This window comes from Blastococcus carthaginiensis, assembly GCF_030731085.1.
GTDB classification, from domain to species: domain Bacteria; phylum Actinomycetota; class Actinomycetes; order Mycobacteriales; family Geodermatophilaceae; genus Blastococcus; species Blastococcus carthaginiensis.
Genome location: NZ_JASNFN010000017.1, coordinates 1 through 21,235, shown reverse-complemented (window position 1 = coordinate 21,235; position 21,235 = coordinate 1). Strand labels below are relative to the sequence as shown.

The following is a 21,235-nucleotide window of genomic DNA, read 5'->3' as shown; positions in this document are numbered from 1 at the left end:
ACGGTCCCAAGGCGGCGAGCAACCTGACGACGGCTCCCACTCATGTGCTGCAACCGGGCCCGGCCTCGGCGGGCCGGCCCACTTCCCTCATCCGGGGCATCCGTGGCCAGGCCAGTGGTGGCAATCAGTCGGACGAGGCTCGTCGACACGATCCCTCAAGATCGTCTCTCCCTCAGAGCCGCTTTCCTCGCCACCCACCGGACCAGCCGGGATGCTCATGCAACCCTGGAACCCCGAAGCTGATCAAGCACCGGAGCTCTTTACATGAGCTGCTCCGAGGGGACGGCCGGCTCAGCAGGCCTGGTGCGCGGGCTGCGGACCGGCCCCGGCAGCGCGCAGCCGCCGCAGGAAGTGGTCGGCGGTCTCCGCGAGCCCGGCGAGCACCTGGTCGGTGAGGCGCCCCAGCTCCTCGCCGACCTGTGCGGCGTCCGCACCGGAGGCGACCGCCGGGCGGTGCCGGAGCAGCAGCGCGCGGACCGCCGAGAGCCACGTGGCGGCCGTGAGCGCGGCGGTGGTGCCCGGGTCCTCCAGCACGAGGCCGTCGTGGGTGGCGCCGGGGTCGGTCCAAGCCTCGGCCAGGGCCTCGGCGAGCAGCCGTTCGCACTCGTTCACCAGGTGGCTCTCGTGCGCGCGCAACGCGGCCGACTCGGCGACGAGCCGCACGTGGCGCCGGTGCGCGGGGTCGTCCAGGGCCACGATCCGGTCGCGGACGAACGCGCTCAGGTACCCGGTCAGCGCCGCGAGGGGGCACTGGGCCGGAGCCCGGCGGCGCACCGCGTCGGCCGGGCCGGAGACCCACGGGGTGCGGCCGTCGAAGAAGAGCTCCTCCTTGGTGGAGAAGTGGTTGAACACCGTCTGGACGGCGACGTCGGCCCGGCGGGCGACGTCGGCGATGGTGACCGCGTCGAAGCCGCGCTCGGCGAACAGCCCGTGGGCCACCGCCCGCACGTGCGCCCGCGTCTGCGCCTTCTTGCGCGCCCGGTGGCCGGTCGGTTCACCCACGGTGCCAGCTTAGGTACTGGACGGTCTCTCTGCTCGGACGACCGGCCGACCGACCGGTATGTCTCGCGGACGGTGCGTCGGGGGTGTGTGCGGCGCCCCCGGATCGACCAGGCACGATGGCCGCGGGCGGACCCGGCCGGAGGGCCCGGGCGCCCGGACGACGACTGCGAGGAGGAGCCGCCCGGTGCGGACGAGAGCTGCGGTGCTGCGCGAGGCGGGGACCGAGTATGAGGTCGTCGACCTGGAGGTGCTCGACCCCGGACCCGGTGAGGTGCTGGTCGAGATGGCCTACGCCGGCCTGTGCCACTCCGACGAGCACCTGCGGCACGCCAACCCCGGCGGGCGGTACCCGATCGTCGGCGGCCACGAGGGTTCCGGCGTCGTGCAGGCCGTGGGCCCCGGCGTCACCGGCGTGGCACCCGGCGACCACGTCGTCACCAGCTTCCTGCCGGCCTGCGGGCACTGCCGCTCCTGCGCCTCGGGCCGCTCCAACCTGTGCGACAAGGGCGCGACCATCGCCACCGGTCAGCTGCCCACCGGCACCTTCCCCTACCGCCTGGACGGCGAGCCGCTGGGCGGGTTCTGCATGATCGGCGCCTTCGCGCGACACACCCTGCTCAGCGAGTTCTCCTGCGTGAGGATCGACCCCTGGCTGCCGCTGGACACCGCCGCCCTGGTCGCCTGCAGCGTCCCCACCGGCTGGGGTTCGGCGGTCTACTCCGGCGGCGTCCGGCCCGGGGACACCGTGGTCGTGAGCGGCCTCGGCGGGGTGGGCGTGAACGCCGTGCAGGGCGCGGTGCACGCCGGCGCGATGCACGTCATCGGCGTCGACCCGGTGGCCATGAAGCGGGAGTTCGCCGAGTCGCTGGGCGCCACCCGCACGGTCGCCGACGCCGGGGAGGCGGTCGCGCTCGCCCGCGAGCTGTCCCGCGGCACCGGGGCCGACGTCGTCGTCGTCACGGTGGGGAAGATGACCGGGGAGGTCTTCAAGGCGGCGTCGGCCTGCCTCGGCAAGGGCGGCACCCTGGTGCTGACAGCACTCGCCGACCGCCCCGACGAGGGGCGCGCGACGCTCAACGGGCAGATCACCACGGTGTTCGAGCACCGGGTGCAGGGCTCGATGTTCGGTTCGTGCAACCCGTTCACCGACATCCCGCGGCTGCTGCGGCTGCACGAGGAGGGCCGGCTGGAGCTCGACCGCCTGATCACCCGCCGCTACGCCCTCGACGAGGTGAACCAGGGGTACCGCGACCAGGCCGCCGGCGAGACCGTGCGGGGCCTGCTCGTCCACGCCGACTGAGAGAACACCCCGCCCCCAGCACTCGCTCCGTTCGCGCCGGGGCCCTGCGGCGGGGCGGCGTGCGGTTCGGGCGCGCTGCCGGTGGGCAGGCCCTCGGGCGTGAGTGACCTCCGCATCGCCGTCCTCGACGTCGACGGCACCCTCGTCGACACCAACTACCAGCACGCGCTCGCCTGGTACCGGGCCTTCCGGTCGCTGGGCGAGACGTTCCCGATCTGGCGCATCCACCGGCTGATCGGCATGGGTGGCGACCGGTTGCCGGCCGCGCTCGGCGGGGACGACCTCGAGGCGCGCATCGGTGAGCAGGCGCGCGACCGCTGGACCGAGGAGTTCGACCGGCTCATCGACGAGGTGGCGCCCCTGCCGGGGGCACGCGACCTGCTCACCGCGCTCGGCGACCGCGGGCACCGCGTCGTGCTGGCCAGCTCGGGCAAGGTCCAGCACGTCGACCACTTCCTGGACCTGCTGGACGCCCGGGACCTCGCCGAGGCGTGGACCACCAACGACGACGTGGAGTCGAGCAAGCCGGCGCCCGATCTGCTGCAGGTGGCGCTGCAGAAGCTCGGCGAACCGGTGGACGCACCCAGCGTCGTCGTGGGGGACTCCGTGTTCGACGTGGAGGCGGCGAAGAACGCCGGGATGCCCGCGTTCGTGGTGCGCTCCGGCGGGTTCGGCGACGACGAGCTGCGCGGAGCGGGGGCGGTCGACGTCTTCGACACCCCCGGCGACCTCGCTGCCGCGCTCGACCGGCTGGACCTCTCCGCCGCCCGCCCCTGATCCGGCTGGCTCGCTCGACCGGGCCGACCGGTCCACCCGCCCGACCGGCCCACCGGCTCACCGGCCCCGGCGCTGCGGCACGAGACGATGTGCGCTGGCGTTCACTTCGGAGGCCCAGAAGTGGGCGGCAGCGCACTCCGTTGGCCGGTGAGGGCTCGCGCCGACGGATCCTCCGGCGCCTGACCGTCGGGCTGCGTCGGTTCGCACGCCGGGTAGCGCCGGGAAGGGCAGGCTGCGGCGGGGAGCGGCCCGCGGCGCGCTACGCCGCGGGCGTCGTCCCGCGGCCCAGCCGGCGGAGCGCCTCGTCCGGCCGGTCGGTGATGAGGGCGTCGACGCCGAGCCCGATCAGGAAGTCGATGTCGGCGGGCGTGTTCGCCGTCCACACGTGGACCTCCTTGCCCGCGGCGTGCGCCTGCGCCACGAACCCCGGATCGGCCCGCACGAGCGCCACCCCCGGCCCGACCGCGCTCATCGACCCCGCCAGCAGCTCGGTGCGCACCGCGCGCAGCCGCTTGCCGATGAGCTGCACGGTGGGAACGCCCGGGACCAGCGCCTGGACGCGGCGCACCGCGAGCTGGGAGAAGCTCATCACCCGGAACGCCGGCTTCCCTCCCCACTGCGCCGGCCGGTCGGCCTGCAGCAGCCCGTAGCGGCGCAGTGACCGCACCAGCTCCTGCTCCACCCGCTTCGCGTGCCGGGTCGGGTGCTTGGTCTCGATGGCCAGCCGGACGCTCCCCGGCGTCGCCGTCACGTACTCGAGCAGCCGGTCGAGGGTGAGCACCCGGCCGTCCTCGACGTCGGGCTCGTCCGAGACGGCGGTGATCGTGTCGTCCGCCCACCGGTCCCGCCGGCCGCGCCGGGCGCCGAACCGGAACTGCTCCAGCTCGGCCAGGTGCAGCGCGGAGACGACGCCGCGGCCGTTCGAGGTGGTCCTGACCCGGCGGTCGTGGACGCAGACGAGCACGCCGTCGCGGGTCATCCGGACGTCGCACTCCACCGCGTCGGCGCCCACGACGGTCGCGTCCCGGTACGCGGCCAGCGTGTGCTCGGGCGCCTCCGCGGTCGCACCGCGGTGCGCGACGACCTCGGGACCGGTCACCGGCGCGGACGGGGGGAGCGGTCGTGCGGCACGCGGAGATCCTCCTCGCCCGGGGCGGGGCGTGCGACCGAGGGCGCCGCGCCGTCGGCCGCGCCGTGCGGCTGCCGACCTCGCCGTGCGACGCGAGGTCGGCAGCCGTATCGCGAGGTCGAGGGCTCCGGGCGGGAGTAGGAGGACGGGGACGGGGACGGCGAGGTCAGACGGCGAGGCGGGCGCGGTACTCGGCGACGGTGATCATCGGCGGGCGCTCGTCCACGGCGACGGCGCTGCTGCGCGGCACGAAGCCCCGTCCGTCGTGCCGGAACTGGGTGAGCAGCCCGCTCGCCTCGCGCGCACCCGCGGCCCGGGACAGCACCGTGGCGACGACCTGGCCGGCCATCTCACCCAGCGCCTCGGCATCCTGCGAGGTGTGCCGGCGCACGCCGAGATCGGCCTGGGCCAGCGAGGAGAGCCCGCCCAGCCGCAGCAGGTCGACGAGCAGCCCCACCTCCACGCCGTAGGCCGAGACGAACGGCACCTGCTCCAGCACGGAGCGGCGGCCGGCGTACTCGCCACCGAGGGGCTGCACGACCCCGGCGAGCTCGGGCCACAACGCGTTGAGCAGCGGCCGCGCGGTGAGCTCGGTGACCCGGCCGCCGCCCGCGGGCACCACGGTGCTCCCGACCTCCAGCGGCCGGGTGTAGCAGCCCTTGACGTAGGCGATCTGCGGATCGGCCAGCAGCGGCGCGAGCAGGCCCGGCACGTAGTGGGCGACGTCGCCGAGCAGGTCGGCGTCGAGGAAGACGACCAGGTCGCCGGTGGTGGCGGCCAGCGACTTCCACAGCGCCTCGCCCTTGCCGCGGCGGGTGCCGGCGGCGGGCAGCACGTCGGTGGTGGCGACGACCTCCGCGCCGGCGGCTTGCGCGACGGCGGCGGTCGCGTCGGTGCTGTCGGAGTCGACGACGACGAGCTCGTCGACCAGCGGCACGCCGCGCACCCAGTGCGCGTGCAGATCGGCGACGAGCCGGCCCACCGTCGCCTCCTCGTTGCGGGCCGGGAGGACGACGCTGACCCGGTGGCCGCCCCGGCGCTTGGCGCGCAGCAGCGCCGCCACGTCGATCTCATCGAGGGATCGCGCGCTCGACGTGCGGTCGGCGAACCAGGCGCGGGCGTCGGGTCTCACGCGACCACTGTCGGGCAGGTCGGGAGCCGGCACCAGGCGGGGGTGGTGCTGTTCACCGGCCCGTCACAGGAACGTTCCCCGCGGTCCGGCCGGGATGCCGGAGCGGTCGGGCCCAGGGCGCCGGAGCGGTCGGGCCCGGCCCGCCGGAGCGGTCAGGCGCTGGGGACGACGGCGACCCGGCGGGCGAGGTCGTCGGGCGACAGGTCGTGGGGCAGCGCGCGGCCGTGCACCAGGTGGATGCCGGCGGCGAACGCGGCGTCGCACAGCTCGGGGGTGCTGATGCCGCCGGCGATCGAGGTGAGGCCGAAACCGCCGCTCGTGCGGGCGATGGCGGCGAGCACCTGGAGCGCGCGGGTGGTGTCGTCGCGGGCGGCGAGCGCGGTGAGGTCGACCCGGACGAGATCCAGGGCGACGCGGGCGAGCAGGGCGAAGATGCTGTGCCCCATGCCGTAGTTGTCGAGGCAGAGCCGGACGCCGGTGCGGCGCACCGCCTCCAGCTCGGGCACCAGGCCGGCCGATGAGATGAGCAGGGTCTCCTCGGTGAAGGAGAGGACCAGCCGCGTGGCCGGCAGCCCCGAGGCCGCCAGCGCCCCCGCGACCGCCGTCGCCAGCCCGTCGACGGTCACCAGGCCCGCGGGCAGGTTGACCGCGACCGCGACCTCCTCGTCGGGCAGCCCGGCGGCGACGTGGCAGGCCTCGTGCAGCAGCCAGGTCTGCAGCTCGCCGGAGCGGCCCTGGCGGTCGGCGAAGCCCCACAGCTCCTGCCCGCGGACGTCCTCGTGCTCCGGGTGGGACCAGGTCGGGACGGCGTGCACCATCTCGATGCGCCGCCCGGGCCCGCACGCGGCGTCCAGGCGCACGGTGAACACGCCCTCGGCGACCACGTCGTCGAAGTCGGGCTCCTGCTCCATGCCCTCCCGCAGGTCCTCGCCGGCGAGCCGTACGCAGCCCTTGCCGGCCCGCTTCGCCGACCGCAGCGCGGCGTCGGCCTCGCGGAAGGCGCTCTGCCCGCCCGCCGCGGTGAGCGGCGCGACGCCGACGCTGGCCCCGGTGGCGAAGGTGTGCCCGCCCGAGCGGAACGGCATGGCCATGACGTCGACGATCCGCTGGGCGACGTCCTCGCCATCGGAGAGCGTGCCGCTGACCAGTACGGCGAACTCGTCGCCGCCGAGCCGGGCGACGAGGTCGTCCTCGCGCACGACGGTGTGCAGCCGCCGCGCGACGTCGACCAGCAGCTGGTCGCCGGCCTCGTGGCCCGCGACGTCGTTGACCGCCTTGAACCCGTCCAGGTCGACGACCAGCAGGCACCGCTCCTCGGGAGCCGGCGCGGCGAGCTCCTGGAAGAGCATCGCGCGGTTGGCCAGCCCGGTGAGGTGGTCGGTGTAGGCCATGCGCTCGAGCTCGCGCTCACGACGGCGGCGGGTGGTGACGTCGCGCAGGTAGAGCACCCGCCGGCTGCCCCCGGGCCGCTCGGAGGAGGTGACCTCCAGCTCGCGGCGGAGCCCGCCGTCGAGGGGCACGCGGAACTGCAGCGGCGGGCCCTCGCCCGCGGGGTGGTCCAGGGTCGCCAGGCGCAGCAGCTCGCGGTCCTCGGGCGCGACCAGCTCCAGCAGCGACACCTCGGCGTCGTCGGCGCGGACCCCCAGCAGGCTGCGGGCCGCCGGGGAGGTGAACAGCAGCCGGAACCCGGCGTCCATGATCGCGATGCCGTCGGAGCTGGCCTCGATGAGCTCGCGGAAGTCCTCCTCGTTGCGCACCAGGTCCTCGGTCATGCGGCCGTCCTCGCGGATGCGCAGCACCACGCGGCCGGCCATCAGGACGAAGACGACCGCCATGCCGAGGTCCGCGAGCACGGAGTGACCCTCGCCCCGCAGGTCCATGTACAGGGTCGAGGCGGGCAGGGCGAGCAGCGCGGCCACGACCAGCAGCAGGCCGACCGGGCTGACGACCGGCGCGGCCGCGCGGGCGGTGCGCTCGGTGAGGGCCCCGGGGGCGAGGACGACGGCGAGCGCGGTGGCGAGCAGGGAGGTCGCGACGCTGAGGTCGGACACCGCCGTCCACAACGTGCCGGGGGAGACGATCGACATGGCCTCGGCGCCGGCGCCCACCGACTGGGCGGCGATCGCGGCCATGAGCGTGGTCACCGAGCGGCGGAGACCGGCGGTGGAGACGGTGCACACGGCCCCGCCGGCGCCCAGCATGAGCGCGGCGTGGCAGCCGTAGAGCAGGACGAGGGTGCGCAGGTCCTCGGGGGCGCCCGCCGGGTTGACCAGGGGGGCGCGCAGCACCTCGGTGACGACGAGCACGGCGGTGGCCACGACGGTGCCGTCGACGACCAGGGCGCTCCAGCGGGTGCGGATGACCCGCCGGGCCAGCAGGCCGGCGGTGACCAGCGGGGTGGCCGCGCCGACCACGAGCAGCACCTCGTCGAGGCCGAACCCGTCGAAGGCCGGGCCGGGGAAGGCGCCGGCCAGGAACTGGGCGACGGCGAAGCAGCCGGCGCCGACGGCCACCGGCCACCAGGGGCGGGCCGCGGCCGGGTCCAGAGTGCGCAGCCGGCGCACCATGACGACCGCGCAGCTGGTGGCGACCGCGCCGAGCACGAGCTCGTCCCACTGCATGCCGGTGCCACCGGGCGCGCTGAAGGGCACGGCGAGCACCAGCCCGAGCAGGCCGAGCAGCGCCGTCCACCGGAGCCGGCCCGGGAGGTCCCGCGGCCCGATCACGACGGCACCGCCGGCCCGGCCGGGGCGTCGAGCCCGACGGCGACGGCGGTGGGCCAGCCGCCGTCGGCGAGCTGCCCGGCCTCCAGCGGCCGGGCGAAGGCGTAGCCCTGCAGGTAGCGGTGCCCCATGTCCCGCAGCAGCGCGAGCTGGCCGGTGGTGGTCACGCCCTCCACGACCACGGGCAGCCCGAGGCTGGTGCCCAGCTGGAGCACCCCGCGGCACAGCGCCCGGCGCTGCGGGTCGTGCTCGACGTCGGCCAGGAAGTGCTGGTCCATCTTGAGCAGGTCGACCGGCATGCCGGCGAGGTAGGCCAGGGAGGACCAGCCGGTGCCGAAGTCGTCCACGGCGATGCGGACGCCGAGCCCGCGCAGGGTCTGCAGCTCGTCGGCCACGTGGCTGTCGAGCAGCATCGACTCGGTGAGCTCGACGACGAGCCGGGAGGCGGGCAGGCCGCTGGTCCCGAGCGCGGCGACGACGTCGGCCACCAGCTCCCCGCTGTGCACGTGGCGCGCCGAGACGTTGACGGCGACGGCGAGCTCCTCACCGGGCAGCCCGGCGACGGTGGCGCACGCCTCGCGCAGCACCCAGCGGCTCAGCTCGGTGATCAGCGGCGACTCCTCGGCCAGCGGCACGAACTCCTGCGGGGAGACGTCGCCGAGCTCGGGGTGGCGCCAGCGCAGCAGCGCCTCGACGGAGACGGTGCGCTGCAGGACGACGTCGACGACCGGCTGGAACACCAGCCGCAGCTCGCCGCGGGCCAGGGCGCCGGCGAGGTCGGTGCTCAGCGCGCTCCGCCGGTCCTCGGCGGAGCGCAGCGCGTCGTCGAAGCGGTGCACCGAGCCGGCGCCGGCGGTGCGGGCGCTGTGCAGGGCGAGGTCGGCGCGGCGCAGCGCCTCGCCGGGGTCGACGTCGGCGGCCAGGCCGGTGACGCCGGCGGTGGCGGTGAGGCGGCCGGCCGGGGTGGCCAGCCAGCGGAGGGTGGCGATCAGCCGGGCCGCGACGACCTCGGCGTCGGCGACGCCGCCGTCGACGAGGACGACGAAGTCGCCGTCCTTGCCGCGGGTCAGCCAGTCCTCCCCGCGCAGCTCGCGCGCCAGCCGGGAGGTGAGCGCGCGCAGCACGGCGGTCTCGGCGCCGGGCCCGGCGGAGGCCGCGCCGTCGACCGAGAGCAGCACGAGCGACGCGCGGTGCGCCGGCCCCTGCCGCTGGACGGCCGCCAGCCGGCGGACGAGCGCGCTGCGGTTGGGCAGCCCGGTGACCGGGTCGGTGAGGGCCAGCTCGAGCAGCTCGGGGTCGGGGCCCTCGCGGCGGGCGGTGACGTCGGAGCAGAACAGCACGAGCGCACCGACCTCGGGGTCGGCGCGCAGGTCGCGGACGGTGGCCTGGACCAGCCGCCACCCGCCGTCGCCGGTGCGGATGCGGGCGGTGCGGACGGCGAGCTCGCCGTGGTCGTCGGCCTGGGTGCGCAGGGTGGCGAAGAGCGTGCGGCGGTCGTCCTGGTGCACGGCGTGGGCCAGCGGCAGGCCGGGGAGCTCGGCGGGATCGCGGCCGAGGAGGGCGGCGATCGCGGGGGAGGCGAAGGTGACGCGCAGGGAGTCGTCGAGGAGCACCACGGGGTCGGCGCTGCTGCGCACGAGGGCGGTGAACTGCGCACGGCTGGTGCGCAGCGCGCCCGCGAGCCGGGCCTGGCGGCGCCACAGCGCGAACAGGGCAGGCGCGAGGACGGCCGCGCCGCCCAGGCAGAGCAGCCGGGCGGGGGCGGGGGCGGACCAGGTGCCGAGCACGACCGCGACCAGCGCGAGGATGGACGCCGGCGCAGCCGCGCGCCCGGACGGGGACGCGGCCAGCGGCTGCCCCGGGGCGGCGGTGGTCACGTCGTGGTCATCGGGAGCGCGCACCGCATGCTCCAGCCGGGATGCCTGCCCGGTCACTCGATCGGGGGGACCGGCGCCGGGTCGCGGGCCGGCCGGGCCTCCCGCACGATGCGGGCATGAGCACAGGTCACCTGCCCGTGCCGCAGGCGGGAGGTGCGGACCGGCGGCGGGTCGCGCTGCTGCTCGAGACCGCCGACGTCCTCGCCGAACGAGCCGCCCGCACCGCCGATGCGGCCCAGGCCCAGGTGCTGCTGCGCCGGTCGGCCCAGCGCCGCGCGCAGGCCGCGCGCCTGGCGTCGGCCGGCCCGCCACCGCCGGGCGGGCGGGCGGGGGCGGGTGCGCCGCCGGCCGCGGGAAGCAGCGCGTCGGGCTGACCTCCCCGGCGGGGCCCGGCGGCGTACCGTTCGCGCCGTGGTGGGCGGACTCCCCCCGACGCCGCGCTGGGCGTGGGCGGTCCTGGTGCTCGGCGTGCTCGCGGTCGCGGCCCTGGCGTTCCTCCTGGTGAACCGGCCGCCGCCGCCGGGGTTCACCGCCCCCGCTGCGGCCGGGCTCGGCCCGGAGGAGACCGCCGCCGCTGCCGCCCCGGTGCGCATGCTCGTCGTGGGGGGGGGGGGGCGGGGCGGCCCCCGCCGGGGGGACCCCGGGGGCCCCCGGGGGGGCCCCCCCCCGCGGCGGCCCGCCCGGGGCGGGGGGGGGGGGGGCCGCCCCCCCCCCCCCCCCCCCCCACGAGGGGGTCACCGCGTGGCCGCAGCTGGTCGCCGACCAGATCTCCGGCGAGGGAACCCGTCCCGTGGAGCTGACCGTCGCCGCGGCCGACGGCAGCGGCTACCTCGTGGCCCCACCCGACGGCCAGACCTTCGCCCAGCTCGCCGAGGGTGCCGGCGGCGACTGGGACGTCGTCGTCCTCTCCGGCTCCCGCGACGACAACGCCGCCTTCCCCGACGTGCAGGCGGCCGCGCAGCAGACGATCGAGGCGGTCCGGGCGGCGTCGCCGGACGCCGCGCTGCTGGCCGTCGGACCGGCGTGGCCGGAGATCCCTGCGCCGGGCTACGTGCAGACCGACCGGGACGCCGTCGCCGCGGCCGCGGAGGCGACCGGCACCGCCTTCGCCGACCCGCTGGCGCAGACCTGGCTGACCGGGCCCGGGCTGGTCGGGGACGACGGCGAGACCCCCACCGAGGAGGGGCACCGCTTCCTGGCCGACCAGATCCGGCCGCTGGTCGAGCCGCTGGTGCCGGCGGGTGGCTGAGCCGCGCGGGGCCGCCGTCCGAGCGACGGACCGCGCGACGGACCGCGCGACGGACCGCCCGGTGCCCCGGCGCGGCTACGGTGGCCGGGTGCTCCGCTGGTCGTGCGCTCTCGCGGCAGGGGCGGTCGTCTCGGGGTTCGCCGCCCTCCTGATCACCGGTGAGTACCGCAACGAGGGGCCGGTGCTGCTCACGCTGGTCGGCAACCACGGGGTGCACGCCGGGGACCTGTTCGTCCTCGCGGGGTGGGCGGTCGCCGTGCTCGCGCTGGTCCTCCTCGCGGCGGCCCCCGGCCGGCCCGCGGACGCGGAGGGCCGGTCCCGCGGCTGACGCCGTCGTCGGTCACCCTTCCGGACGGCGTCGAGCCGGTGCGCGGGCCTGTCGCCGCGCCGCGCCCGGCACCGGGTGGCAGAGTGACGCTCGTGAAGACCTGGCTCGACAGCTGGCCGGTGTATCGCCAGCTCACCGGCTCCGATCCGCTGGGCCGCGGCAAGGCCGCGCGCAGCAAGGCCACCGAGGCCACGGTGTCGCGCACCGCCACCGCCGACCGGGTCGTGAAGAGCGTCTGCCCGTACTGCGCCGTCGGCTGCGCGCAGAACGTCTACGTGAAGGACGACGCGGTCGTCCAGATCGAGGGCGACCCGGACTCGCCGATCAACCGCGGCCGCCTGTGCCCCAAGGGCGCGGCGAGCAAGCAGCTGGTCACCAGCCCGTCGCGGGTGACCACGGTGAAGTACCGCCGTCCGTTCGGGACGGAGTGGGAGGACCTCGAGCTCGGCACGGCGATGGAGATGATCGCCGACCGCGTCCTGGAGGCCCGGCGCAAGGGCTGGCAGGACGAGAACGAGGGCAAGCGCGTCAACCGCACCATGGGAGTAGCGAGCCTCGGAGGGGCGACCCTCGACAACGAGGAGAACTACCTCATGAAGAAGCTCTACAGCGCCCTGGGCGCGATCCAGATCGAGAACCAGGCCCGCATATAGCACTCCGCGACGGTGCCCGGTCTGGGTGCCTCGTTCGGTCGTGGCGGCGCCACGAACTTCCTGGAAGACCTCGCGAACTCCGACTGCATCGTCATCGAGGGTTCCAACATGGCCGAGTGCCACCCGGTGGGCTTCCAGTGGGTGGGTGAGGCCAAGGCCCGCGGCGCGAAGATCGTGCACATCGACCCGCGGTTCACCCGCACCAGCGCGATCGCCGACCTGCACGTGCCGCTGCGCATCGGCACCGACATCGCGTTCCTCGGTGGCCTGATCAACCACGTCCTGACCAACGAGCTGTACTTCCGGGAGTACGTGGTCGCCTACACCAACGCCGCGGCGCTGGTGGGCGAGGAGTTCGTCGACTCCGAGGACCTCGACGGCCTGTTCTCCGGCTTCGACGCCGAGAACCGCGTGTACGACGTGGACAGCTGGCAGTACGAGTTCGAGGAGCCGCCGCACGCGGGCGCCGACGACCCGGGCCGGGCCGCCGAGCAGGACCGGCTCGAGGACGACCCCGACGTCACGCAGTCCGACCGCGCGCAGGCGTCGGGCAGCGGCGGCCCGCCGATCCCGGCGAAGCCGAAGCGCGACGAGACGCTGCAGCATCCGCGCACGGTGTTCCAGGTGCTCAAGCGGCACTTCGCCCGCTACACCCCCGAGATGGTGTCGGAGGTCTGCGGCATCGAGCCGGCGGTGTTCGAGCAGGTCGCCGAGTGGGTGACCAGCAACAGCAACCGCGACCGCACGACGGCGTGGGTGTACTCGGTGGGCTGGACGCAGCACAGCGTCGGCGCGCAGTACATCCGCACCTGCTCGATCCTGCAGACGCTGCTGGGCAACATCGGCCGCCCCGGCGGCGGGATCATGGCGCTGCGCGGGCACGCCAGCATCCAGGGCTCCACCGACGTCCCGACGCTGTTCAACCTGCTGCCGGGCTACCTGCCGATGCCGCACGCCCACCAGCACGAGTCGCTGGAGGACTACGTCGCCGACGCCGCCGGCAAGGGCGGCTTCTGGGGCAACAAGCCCGCCTACATGACCAGCCTGCTCAAGGCGTGGTGGGGCGACGCCGCGACGCCGGAGAACGACTTCGCGTTCGACTACCTGCCGAAGATCGACGGCGACCACAGCTCCTACCGGACGATCGCCGACATGATCAAGGGGAAGGTGTCGGGCTACTTCCTCGTCGGCGAGAACCCCGGCGTCGGGCACCCGAACAGCCGGATGAACCGGTTCGGCCTGGCCAACCTGGACTGGCTGGTCGTCCGCGACCTGCAGATGATCGAGTCCGCGACCTTCTGGAAGGAGGGCCCGGAGCACGAGACCGGCGAGCTGTCGCCGGACACGATCGGCACCGAGGTCTTCTTCATGCCGGCCGCGACGCACGTGGAGAAGGAAGGCACCTTCACCCAGACGCAGCGGCTGCTGCAGTGGCGGCACAAGGCGGTCGAGCCGCCGAACGACGCCCGCAGCGACCTGTGGTTCTACTTCCACCTCGGCCGGATCCTGCGCGAGCGGCTGAAGAACTCCACCGACCCGCGGGACCGCCCGCTGCTCGACCTGACCTGGGAGTACCTGCCCGAGGGCGAGCACGACGAGCCGAGCGCGGACCTGGTGCTGCGCGAGATCAACGGCTACGGCCCCGACGGGCAGCTGCTGAACTCCTACCTGGAGATGAAGGACGACGGCTCGACGACCGGGGGCTGCTGGATCTACAGCGGCGTCTACGCCGACGGGGTCAACCAGTCCGCGCGGCGCAAGCCCGCGAAGGAGCAGGGCGTCGTCGCCTCGGAGTGGGGCTGGGCGTGGCCGCTCAACCGGCGGATGCTCTACAACCGCGCGTCTGCCGACCCGGACGGCAAGCCGTGGAGCGAGCGTAAGAAGTACGTGTGGTGGGACGAGGCCGCCGGGGAGTGGACCGGCGACGACGTGCCCGACTTCGAGAAGAACAAGCGGCCGGATTACGTGCCCCCGCACGGCGCCAAGGCGCAGGACGCGCTCGCCGGCACCGACCCGTTCGTCATGCAGGGCGACGGCAAGGCGTGGCTGTTCGCGCCGGCCGGCGTGGTCGACGGCCCGCTGCCGTCGCACTACGAGCCGGCCGAGTCGGTGGTCGAGAACGCGTTCTACAAGCAGCAGGCCAACCCGACGCTCGAGATGATCGAGGGCCCGTGGAACCGGGCCAACCCCACGCGCAGCGACGTCTACCCGTTCGCCGTCACCACCTACCGGCTGACCGAGCACCACACCGCCGGTGGGATGAGCCGCACGCTGCCCTACCTGTCGGAGCTCCAGCCGGAGTTCTTCGTCGAGGTGAGCCCGGAGCTCGCGCGGCTGCGGGGGCTGACCAACGGCGAGTTCGCGACGCTGGTCAGCGCGCGCACGGCGGTGGAGGCGAAGGTGCTCGTCACCGAGCGGGTGCGGCCGATCAAGCTGCGCGACGGCACGGTGGTGCACCAGATCGGCATGCCGTATCACTGGTCCTACGCCGGCATCTCCACCGGTGACGCGGCCAACGACCTGCTGGGCATCGTCATGGATGCGAACACCCACATCCAGGAGTCCAAGGTCAGCACCTGCGACATCGTCGCCGGGCGGCGGCCGCGGGGGCCGGAGCTGCTGCAGTTCGTCGAGTCCTACCGTCGCCGGGCCGGGGTGCCGTCGGGGCGGGTCGGCGTGAACGGCCGCGACCCGGTGGCCGCCCAGGCCGGCGAAGGGTCCTCCCCGTGAGCGACGGCGCCCTGGTGATCAGGTCACCTGATCGTTCCGGGTCCTGGCTCAGCACCGGTCGCGAGCCAGGACCCGTCACGGTGAGCCAGGACGCGGTCAGCCGCACGGACGACGAGAGGAGGGGAGCGAGATGACGATCAGCTCGGCGAGCCCGGCCTTCACCGGCCGCGACCCGGAGAACCGGCTGTTCGGCCCGCTGCCCGACGTCACGGCCGAGGCCGGCTACGAGGAGCAGCACCCCAAGCGGGTCGGCTTCTTCACCGACACCTCGGTCTGCATCGGCTGCAAGGCCTGCGAGGTGGCGTGCAAGGAGTGGAACACGCTGCCCATGGACGACTCGCACGGCGTGCGGGACGCCCTCGGGGATCTGTCCGGGATGTCCTACGACAACACCGGCCAGCTGGGGGCCAACTCCTGGCGGCACGTGGCCTTCATCGAGCAGAGCCGCGCCGTCGACCTGCCGATGCCGACGTTCGGCCGGCCCGGCGACGACCGCGCCGGCAGCGGCGCGTCACCGGCGGTCGCCGGGGACGACGTCAGCCTGGCGAACGCGCAGCAGAGCGTGCTCAACGCGGAGGCGCTCAGCGAGTTCGACCCGCAGACCGGGCAGTCGGGCGCGGACAAGCAGATCCGCTGGCTGATGAGCTCCGACGTCTGCAAGCACTGCACGCACGCCGGCTGCCTCGACGTCTGCCCCACCGGGGCGCTGTTCCGCACCGAGTACGGCACCGTGGTCGTGCAGGGCGACATCTGCAACGGCTGCGGCTACTGCGTGGCGGCGTGCCCCTACGGCGTCATCGACCAGCGCAAGGACGACGGTCGCGTCTTCAAGTGCACGATGTGCTACGACCGGCTGACCGACGGGCTGCAGCCGGCGTGCGCGACCGCGTGCCCGACGCAGTCGATCCAGTTCGGCGACCTCGACGAGCTGCAGGAGCGCGCCGACGCCCGGCTGGCGACGCTCAAGGCGCAGGGCGTGGAGACGGCGCGGCTGTACGGGCGGGACGAGGACGACGGCGTCGGTGGCGACGGCGCGTTCTTTCTGCTGCTCGACGAGCCGGAGGTCTACGGCCTGCCGCCGGACCCGATCGTGACCACGCGGGACCTGCCGGCGATGTGGAAGGCGGCCGGCAAGGCCGCGGCGATGATGATCGGGGTCGCGGTCACCGCCGTCCTCGGTTCGCGGAGGCGCTGACATGACCGGCGGTATCACCAGCCCGGGCGCCGGGTGGCGCCAGGCCGACCGGGGTCCGGCGACGCAGCGCAGCACCGGCCGGAAGCGCCGCCGCGGCCGTGGGCGCCACCGCGGCGAGGTCGCGATGGTCGACGATGTCGAGTTCACCTCCTACTACGGCCGGCAGATCGTGAAGACGCCGGTGTGGAAGTCGCCGGACGTGCCGCTGTACCTGTTCCTGGGCGGGGCGGCCGGCTCCTCGGCGATCCTCGGCGCGCTCGCCGACCTCACCGACCGGCCGACGCTGACGAGGGTGTCGCGGCTGACCGCCGGCGGCGGGTCGATCCTGTCGGTGGCCTACCTGATCCACGACCTGGGCCGGCCGGAGCGGTTCCTGCACATGCTGCGGGTGCTCAAGCCGACCTCGCCGCTGTCGGTGGGCACGTACATCCTGGCGCCGTTCAGCGCGGCGGCCGGAGCGACGGCGGCGGTGGAGCTGCTGGGCTGGTTCCCGCGGCTCAAGCGCTTCGGCGGCGTGGTGGGCGCGGTCTTCGGCGGGCCGCTGGCCACCTACACCGGGGTGCTGCTGGCCAACACCGCGGTGCCTTCGTGGCACGTGGCGCACACCCAGCTGCCGTTCGTGTTCGGCGGCTCGGCGATGGCGGCGGGCGGCGGCATCACGATGGCGTTCACGCCGGTCGAGGAGGCCGGGCCGGCGCGGAAGATGGCGATCGCCGGGGCCGCGATCGAGCTGGCCGCGATGCACAAGGTCGAGACCGACCACGGGCTGCTCAGCGAGCCCTTCCACGAGGGCCGGCCGGGCACGCTGATGCGCGCGGCGCAGGTGTGCACCGCGGCGGGCGCCACGTTGACCGCGGTGGCCGGACGACGGCGGTGGGGCGCGGTCGCCTCGGGCACGCTGCTGGCGGCCGGTTCGCTGCTCACCCGTTTCGGCGTCTTCGAGGCCGGCATCGCCAGCACCAAGGACCCGAAGTACGTGGTGATCCCGCAGAAGGAGCGGCTCGCCGCGCGGCAGCAGGAGCACGCCGACACCACCACCCGCTGACCCGTCGCGCCTCGGTCTCAGCCAGGCTCGAACGCCAGGCGGGTCACCGGCGTGCGGAGTCCAGCAGACCGAGCACGTCCTCGTCGGTCACCTGCGTCGTGGACTCGGCGACCAACGCGCCGTCGACCTCGGTCAGCCGGGCCGTCCGGCCGGCGGGGACGAGGTGGAGTCCGAGGCCGTAACGGCTGACGTCCACGGTGCTCCCGGCGGTCAGCCCCAGGGCGTCACGGAGGGCCTGGGGGACGACGATGCGCCCCAGGCTGTCGATCGTGATCTCCACTGGGAGAACGCTACCGGCGCGCCATCTGCAGCAGTCGGTGGGCGGTGCAGGTGCCGACCGCCACGGCGCCCGCGACGGCCGGTGCCGGAGGAGCCGACGGCACCGCGGGTGCCACCCGTTCCGGGGAGCCGGGCGGTCGGATCCCGGCAACCCACCGGCGCCACGTACGTTCGTGCCCATGTCTGCGATGGATCAGGCGACGACCCGGACGACGCCGCAGCCCCCCGGCGGTCCGCTGCGCTTCCGCGCCGACATCCAGGGCCTCCGCGCCGTGGCGGTGGCGCTGGTCGTCGCCGACCACGTGCTCGGCTGGCCCCACGGCGGTTTCGTCGGCGTCGACGTCTTCTTCGTCATCTCCGGGTACCTGATCACCGCGCTGCTGCTGCGCGAGCTCGCGTCGACCGGCCGGATCTCCTTCCGCGACTTCTACGTCCGGCGCGCCAAGCGGATCCTCCCCGCGGCCATGGTCGTGCTCGCGGTGACCGTGGCGGTCGGCTACGCCGTCTGGTTCCTGCCGCGGGCGAACCAGAGCGCGCTCGATGCGCTGGCCGCGGCGCTGTTCGTCGAGAACTGGCACCTGGTGGCCGCCGGGGCCGACTACCTGCAGGCGCAGGGCCCGGAGTCGCCGGTGCAGCACTACTGGTCGCTGTCGATCGAGGAGCAGTTCTACGCGCTCTGGCCGCTGCTCCTGTTCGCCGGCTTCCGGCTGCTCGACCTGCGCCACCGGCCGGGGCGGCTGGTGTGGTTCATCAGCGCGGGGATCGTCGTCTCGCTGGCGTGGGCGGCCTACCGTACGAGCACCGCCCCGACAGCCGCCTACTTCGACACGCTGGCGCGGGCCGGCGAGCTGCTGATCGGGGCGCTCGCCGCCGTCGTCGCCGGTCGGGCGGCCGTCGCCGACCGGCTCCGCCCGGGGCTGAGCCTCGGCGGGCTCGTGGTCATCCTCGGCTCCGCCGTCGTGATCTCGCCGTCCTCGGCGTTCCCCTTCCCGTGGGTGCTGGCGCCGGTGCTCGGCGCGGCGATGGTGCTGCTCGCCGACCCGCCCCGGTCCACGGCCACCGCCCTGCTGACCAACCCGGTGGCGCAACGGATCGGCCAGTGGTCGTTCTCGATCTACCTGTGGCACTGGCCGGTGGTGGTGTTCGGGCTCGCCATGTTCGGCAGCTCCATCGAGGTGCAGCTGGCGCTCGTGGCCCTCACGGTGCTCCTCTCCGCCGCGTCGTACCGGTGGGTCGAGCGGCCCGTCCTGGCCCTGCGCCCCCGCCCCCGCTACGTCTCGGGATGGGAGCGGCGCCGCGGCACGGGGGTCCTGCTGCCCGTCACCGTGGCCGGAGTGCTGTTCGTGGTGGGCGTGGCCCAGTTCTTGGGGCCGGCGTGGCTGCGCGGCGCCGACACCACCAACGCGGGCCCGGCGGTCTCCGCCCCCGGGGAGCGGCCCACCGCGGCCGAGCTCGCCGAGCAGGTGGAGGACGCACTGTCCGCCGACTCCTGGCCGGCCGACCTCACGCCCTCCCTGGACGGGCTTGGGCCCGAGCAGCAGGCCGAGGAGATGGGGACCGAGGCCCCGGGGTGCCGGAACACGGTGACCGAGATCGACGACCCGCTGGTCTGCCAGGACGGGCTGGCCGACGCGCCCCGGACGGCGCTCCTGGTCGGCGACTCGGTGGCGATGAGCTGGGGACCCACGGTCGACGCGGTGTTCTCGGGCGACGACTGGCAGGTGCTCGGGCTGGGCTACGCCTCCTGCCCGTTCGTCGACGTCGCCGTGGCGCCGCCGGCCGAGCCACCCGGCTTCCCGGACGACTGCGCGGCCGCGCGGGAGATCACGCAGCAGTTCATCGAGGAGACCGAGCCCGACGTGCTGGTGCTGTCGGCCGGGCAGGGGTACTTCGGCAACTTCGTCAGCGGGAGCGGCAGCGACGGCGACAGCGAGGCCGCCATCGACGAGTGGCGGCGCGGCCTGGAGTCGACCCTCGAGGCGGTGACGCCGCACGCCGGCTCGGTGGTGGTGTTGGGCAACCCGCCGCTGGGCATCGACCCCCGCGAGTGCGGGACGCGCCTGGGCAGCCCGGAGGACTGCGTCAGGTCGATCGGCCGCGGCTTCCCGGACAAGTCCGAGGCCGAGCAGTCCGCTGTCGAGTCGCTGCAGGCGGCCGGCGCGGACGTGACCTACGTGGAGACCCGGGAGCTGTTCTGCGCGGACGGCCGCTGCCCCGCCTTCATCGGCTCGGTGCTGCTGCGCACGGACGAGACCCACCTGACGGCGGCCGCCGCGGACATGCTCGCGGCCGCCGTGCGGGAGATGGTCCCGGCCCGGGTCAGGTCGTGAGCGCGCCGGCCCCGGTGGCCCTTCCCGCCTGACCTGCCGGGCCCCTCACCCCATGTCGGGGCAGTCAGTCTCTGCCCACCCGGGTGGGGCAGAGAGCGACTGCCCACGGGACAACAGTCCTGCCCCGGAGCCAGGGGGCGCTGGCCGCCGGCCTACCTGAGGGGCGCGCTCTCGCGGCGGACCGTCGGCGGCCGCCAGCCGGTGGTGTCCCGGCGGGGCGCCCCCACGAGCGCCGGCTCGGCCGAGTCGACGAAGGTGCCCCGGGTCGCCGCCAGGTCGGCCGGGTCCACGGTGATCGAGCGGAACACACCGTGGTCCAGCGCCGGCGCCAGGTCGGGGCGGGAGCCGTACACCTCGGCCTCCGCCGTCGCCACGGCGAAGACGCACGGGGTGCTGGCCGGCGACCCGAGGTAGGGCTGCGAGGTGGCGCCCGCCATCGCGTGCCAGGGCAGGCCCATCGCGCGCACGAGCCGGTGCACCCGGTCGTCGAGGATGGTGACCATGCCGGGGACGCCGCAGTTGCGGGCGTACCGCCAGATGCCGTGGCACAGGGCGACGCTCACCTCGGCGCCGGCCGCCCCGGCGCGGTAGCGCGGGTCGACGGCGAGGCTGGCGACGTCCCACACCGTCGCGGGCTCCAGGTCGACGGCGGCCAGGCTCTCGGCCACGGGCAGGTGCCACGGCGCGCCGGCGATGTCGAGCACGGTCTTCACCGGGGCCGCGCCGTCGGTGATCAGCCGCGCGGTGCCCAGGGCGACGCCGCTCTCGTCGTCGATGACCGCGACGAACCGCGAGCGCTCCTCGTAGGGGCCGTACTCCTGCGCCAGGAGCTCCGGCGTGTTGCCGAAGGCTTGGAGGAAGACGTCGGCCTCGACCTGCCGCGCGGCGTCCCGCTCGGCGGGGGAGTGCGCCACCAGCAGCCGGAAGGCCACGTCAGAACCCCTTCGCGACGACGGTGCGGGCATCGAAGAAGTCGGCGGTGAAGGCCACCGCGACGTCGGGGTCGAACGCCTTGCAGGTGTAGATGTCCACCGAGAAGAACAGCCGCGGCTGCTCCCAGGCGTAGAAGTGCGCCCCCGAGGTCTCCCAGTGGATCCAGCCGGCCCAGCCGTACAGGTCGGAGCGGTGGGTCACCGGCTCGAGCAGCTGCACCATGTCCACCTCGCGCGACAGCGCCGAGAGGTACGTGCGGATCTGGGCGTCGTCCACGGGCGCGGCCGGGTAGCCCTCGATCACCAGGCGCTGCCGGAGGATCTCCGGGGCGAGGTCCCGCCAGGCAGTGGGACGGGAGAGCAGGTCAGGGGCAGGGGAGGACGGCGTCACCGGCTCATCGTCCACATCCGGTAGCGCAGAGTGTTCACCCAGGTCGGCGTGTCGCCCGGTCGTGCGTCACCCCCAGGGCGTGGGGGGGGGGCGGCGGGGGGGGGGGGGGGGGGCGCCCCCCGGGGGCGGGGGGGGGGGGGGGGCGGGGGGGCGGGGGCCGGGG

Annotated in this window: 16 protein-coding genes and 1 pseudogene; 9 read left to right on the top strand and 8 right to left on the bottom strand. The window is 74.9% G+C overall.

Translation table 11 applies throughout. From position 1 onward, the window contains the following. Nucleotides 1-291 precede the first annotated feature (291 nt). Nucleotides 292-1,002, bottom strand: coding sequence for a TetR/AcrR family transcriptional regulator (locus tag QOZ88_RS14610; RefSeq protein ID WP_306000476.1), 711 nt, complete (start codon nt 1,000-1,002; stop codon nt 292-294). A gap of 184 nt (nt 1,003-1,186) precedes the next feature. Between QOZ88_RS14610 and QOZ88_RS14605 the strand changes: the two genes are divergently transcribed. Both QOZ88_RS14605 and QOZ88_RS14600 read left to right on the top strand, forming a co-directional pair. Continuing rightward, nucleotides 1,187-2,302 (top strand): NDMA-dependent alcohol dehydrogenase, encoded by a 1,116-nt coding sequence (locus QOZ88_RS14605; RefSeq protein ID WP_306000475.1) that lies wholly within the window; start codon nt 1,187-1,189, stop codon nt 2,300-2,302. A gap of 99 nt (nt 2,303-2,401) precedes the next feature. Then, entirely contained in the window at nt 2,402-3,079 is a 678-nt protein-coding gene (locus tag QOZ88_RS14600) for an HAD family hydrolase (RefSeq protein ID WP_306000474.1), read from the top strand. 259 nt (nt 3,080-3,338) lie between these two features. On the opposite strand, the gene QOZ88_RS14595 is transcribed toward QOZ88_RS14600, so the two are convergent. From QOZ88_RS14595 to QOZ88_RS14580, 4 genes are all read right to left on the bottom strand, one after another. After that, nucleotides 3,339-4,178: a glycerophosphodiester phosphodiesterase gene (locus QOZ88_RS14595; RefSeq protein ID WP_306000473.1), complete on the bottom strand. Its 840-nt coding sequence runs from the start codon at nt 4,176-4,178 to the stop codon at nt 3,339-3,341. 196 nt (nt 4,179-4,374) lie between these two features. Next, nucleotides 4,375-5,340 (bottom strand): glucosyl-3-phosphoglycerate synthase, encoded by a 966-nt coding sequence (locus tag QOZ88_RS14590; RefSeq protein WP_306000472.1) that lies wholly within the window; start codon nt 5,338-5,340, stop codon nt 4,375-4,377. A 152-nt stretch (nt 5,341-5,492) separates the two neighbouring features. After that, complete coding sequence (locus QOZ88_RS14585) at nt 5,493-8,066, bottom strand: diguanylate cyclase domain-containing protein (RefSeq protein WP_306000471.1); 2,574 nt, start codon at nt 8,064-8,066, stop codon at nt 5,493-5,495. After that, nucleotides 8,063-9,964, bottom strand: a complete 1,902-nt coding sequence (locus QOZ88_RS14580; protein WP_306000470.1) for a putative bifunctional diguanylate cyclase/phosphodiesterase — start codon at nt 9,962-9,964, stop codon at nt 8,063-8,065. Before QOZ88_RS14580 ends, QOZ88_RS14585 begins: the two co-directional genes overlap by 4 nt. A gap of 92 nt (nt 9,965-10,056) precedes the next feature. Here QOZ88_RS14580 and QOZ88_RS14575 point away from each other — a divergent pair, with 92 nt between their 5' ends. The 6 genes and pseudogenes from QOZ88_RS14575 to nrfD all read left to right on the top strand — a co-directional run bounded on the left by QOZ88_RS14575 (nt 10,057) and on the right by nrfD (nt 17,140). Then, the gene (locus QOZ88_RS14575) at nt 10,057-10,314 is read left to right on the top strand and encodes a hypothetical protein (protein ID WP_306000469.1); all 258 of its coding nucleotides are present in this window, start codon (nt 10,057-10,059) and stop codon (nt 10,312-10,314) included. Nucleotides 10,315-10,730: 416 nt separating this feature from the next. Continuing rightward, nucleotides 10,731-11,189 carry an SGNH/GDSL hydrolase family protein gene (locus QOZ88_RS14570; protein WP_306000468.1) on the top strand — a complete coding sequence of 153 codons (459 nt, stop codon included), beginning with the start codon at nt 10,731-10,733 and terminating at the stop codon, nt 11,187-11,189. An 88-nt stretch (nt 11,190-11,277) separates the two neighbouring features. After that, a complete protein-coding gene (locus QOZ88_RS14565) occupies nt 11,278-11,517 on the top strand; it encodes a hypothetical protein (RefSeq protein ID WP_306000467.1) in 240 nt (79 codons plus the stop codon). A 92-nt stretch (nt 11,518-11,609) separates the two neighbouring features. Continuing rightward, nucleotides 11,610-14,900 (top strand): annotated as a pseudogene (gene fdh, locus QOZ88_RS14560) (formate dehydrogenase). A 130-nt stretch (nt 14,901-15,030) separates the two neighbouring features. After that, nucleotides 15,031-16,095: a 4Fe-4S dicluster domain-containing protein gene (locus QOZ88_RS14555; RefSeq protein ID WP_306000466.1), complete on the top strand. Its 1,065-nt coding sequence runs from the start codon at nt 15,031-15,033 to the stop codon at nt 16,093-16,095. A gap of 1 nt (nt 16,096) precedes the next feature. Further along, a complete protein-coding gene (gene nrfD, locus QOZ88_RS14550) occupies nt 16,097-17,140 on the top strand; it encodes an NrfD/PsrC family molybdoenzyme membrane anchor subunit (protein ID WP_306000465.1) in 1,044 nt (347 codons plus the stop codon). Nucleotides 17,141-17,183: 43 nt separating this feature from the next. On the opposite strand, the gene QOZ88_RS14545 is transcribed toward nrfD, so the two are convergent. Then, nucleotides 17,184-17,420, bottom strand: coding sequence for an AbrB/MazE/SpoVT family DNA-binding domain-containing protein (locus tag QOZ88_RS14545; RefSeq protein ID WP_306000464.1), 237 nt, complete (start codon nt 17,418-17,420; stop codon nt 17,184-17,186). Between the two features lie 178 nt (nt 17,421-17,598). On the opposite strand from QOZ88_RS14545, the gene QOZ88_RS14540 reads away from it, so the two are divergent. Beyond that, nucleotides 17,599-19,749, top strand: a complete 2,151-nt coding sequence (locus QOZ88_RS14540) for an acyltransferase family protein (RefSeq protein WP_306000463.1) — start codon at nt 17,599-17,601, stop codon at nt 19,747-19,749. Between the two features lie 152 nt (nt 19,750-19,901). Here the strand turns inward: QOZ88_RS14540 and QOZ88_RS14535 are convergent, their stop codons facing one another. Together QOZ88_RS14535 and QOZ88_RS14530 are read right to left on the bottom strand one after the other, a co-directional pair. Further along, nucleotides 19,902-20,681 (bottom strand): hypothetical protein, encoded by a 780-nt coding sequence (locus QOZ88_RS14535; RefSeq protein WP_306000462.1) that lies wholly within the window; start codon nt 20,679-20,681, stop codon nt 19,902-19,904. Between the two features lies 1 nt (nt 20,682). After that, entirely contained in the window at nt 20,683-21,072 is a 390-nt protein-coding gene (locus QOZ88_RS14530; protein WP_306000461.1) for an S-adenosylmethionine decarboxylase, read from the bottom strand. Nucleotides 21,073-21,235: the final 163 nt, after the last annotated feature.

Coding starts and splice junctions, on each gene's coding strand:
- QOZ88_RS14575 (WP_306000469.1), top strand. CDS start 10,057: ATGAGCACAGGTCACCTGCCCGTGCCGCAGGCGGGAGGTGCGGACCGG.
- QOZ88_RS14555 (WP_306000466.1), top strand. CDS start 15,031: ATGACGATCAGCTCGGCGAGCCCGGCCTTCACCGGCCGCGACCCGGAG.
- nrfD (WP_306000465.1), top strand. CDS start 16,097: ATGACCGGCGGTATCACCAGCCCGGGCGCCGGGTGGCGCCAGGCCGAC.
- QOZ88_RS14540 (WP_306000463.1), top strand. CDS start 17,599: ATGTCTGCGATGGATCAGGCGACGACCCGGACGACGCCGCAGCCCCCC.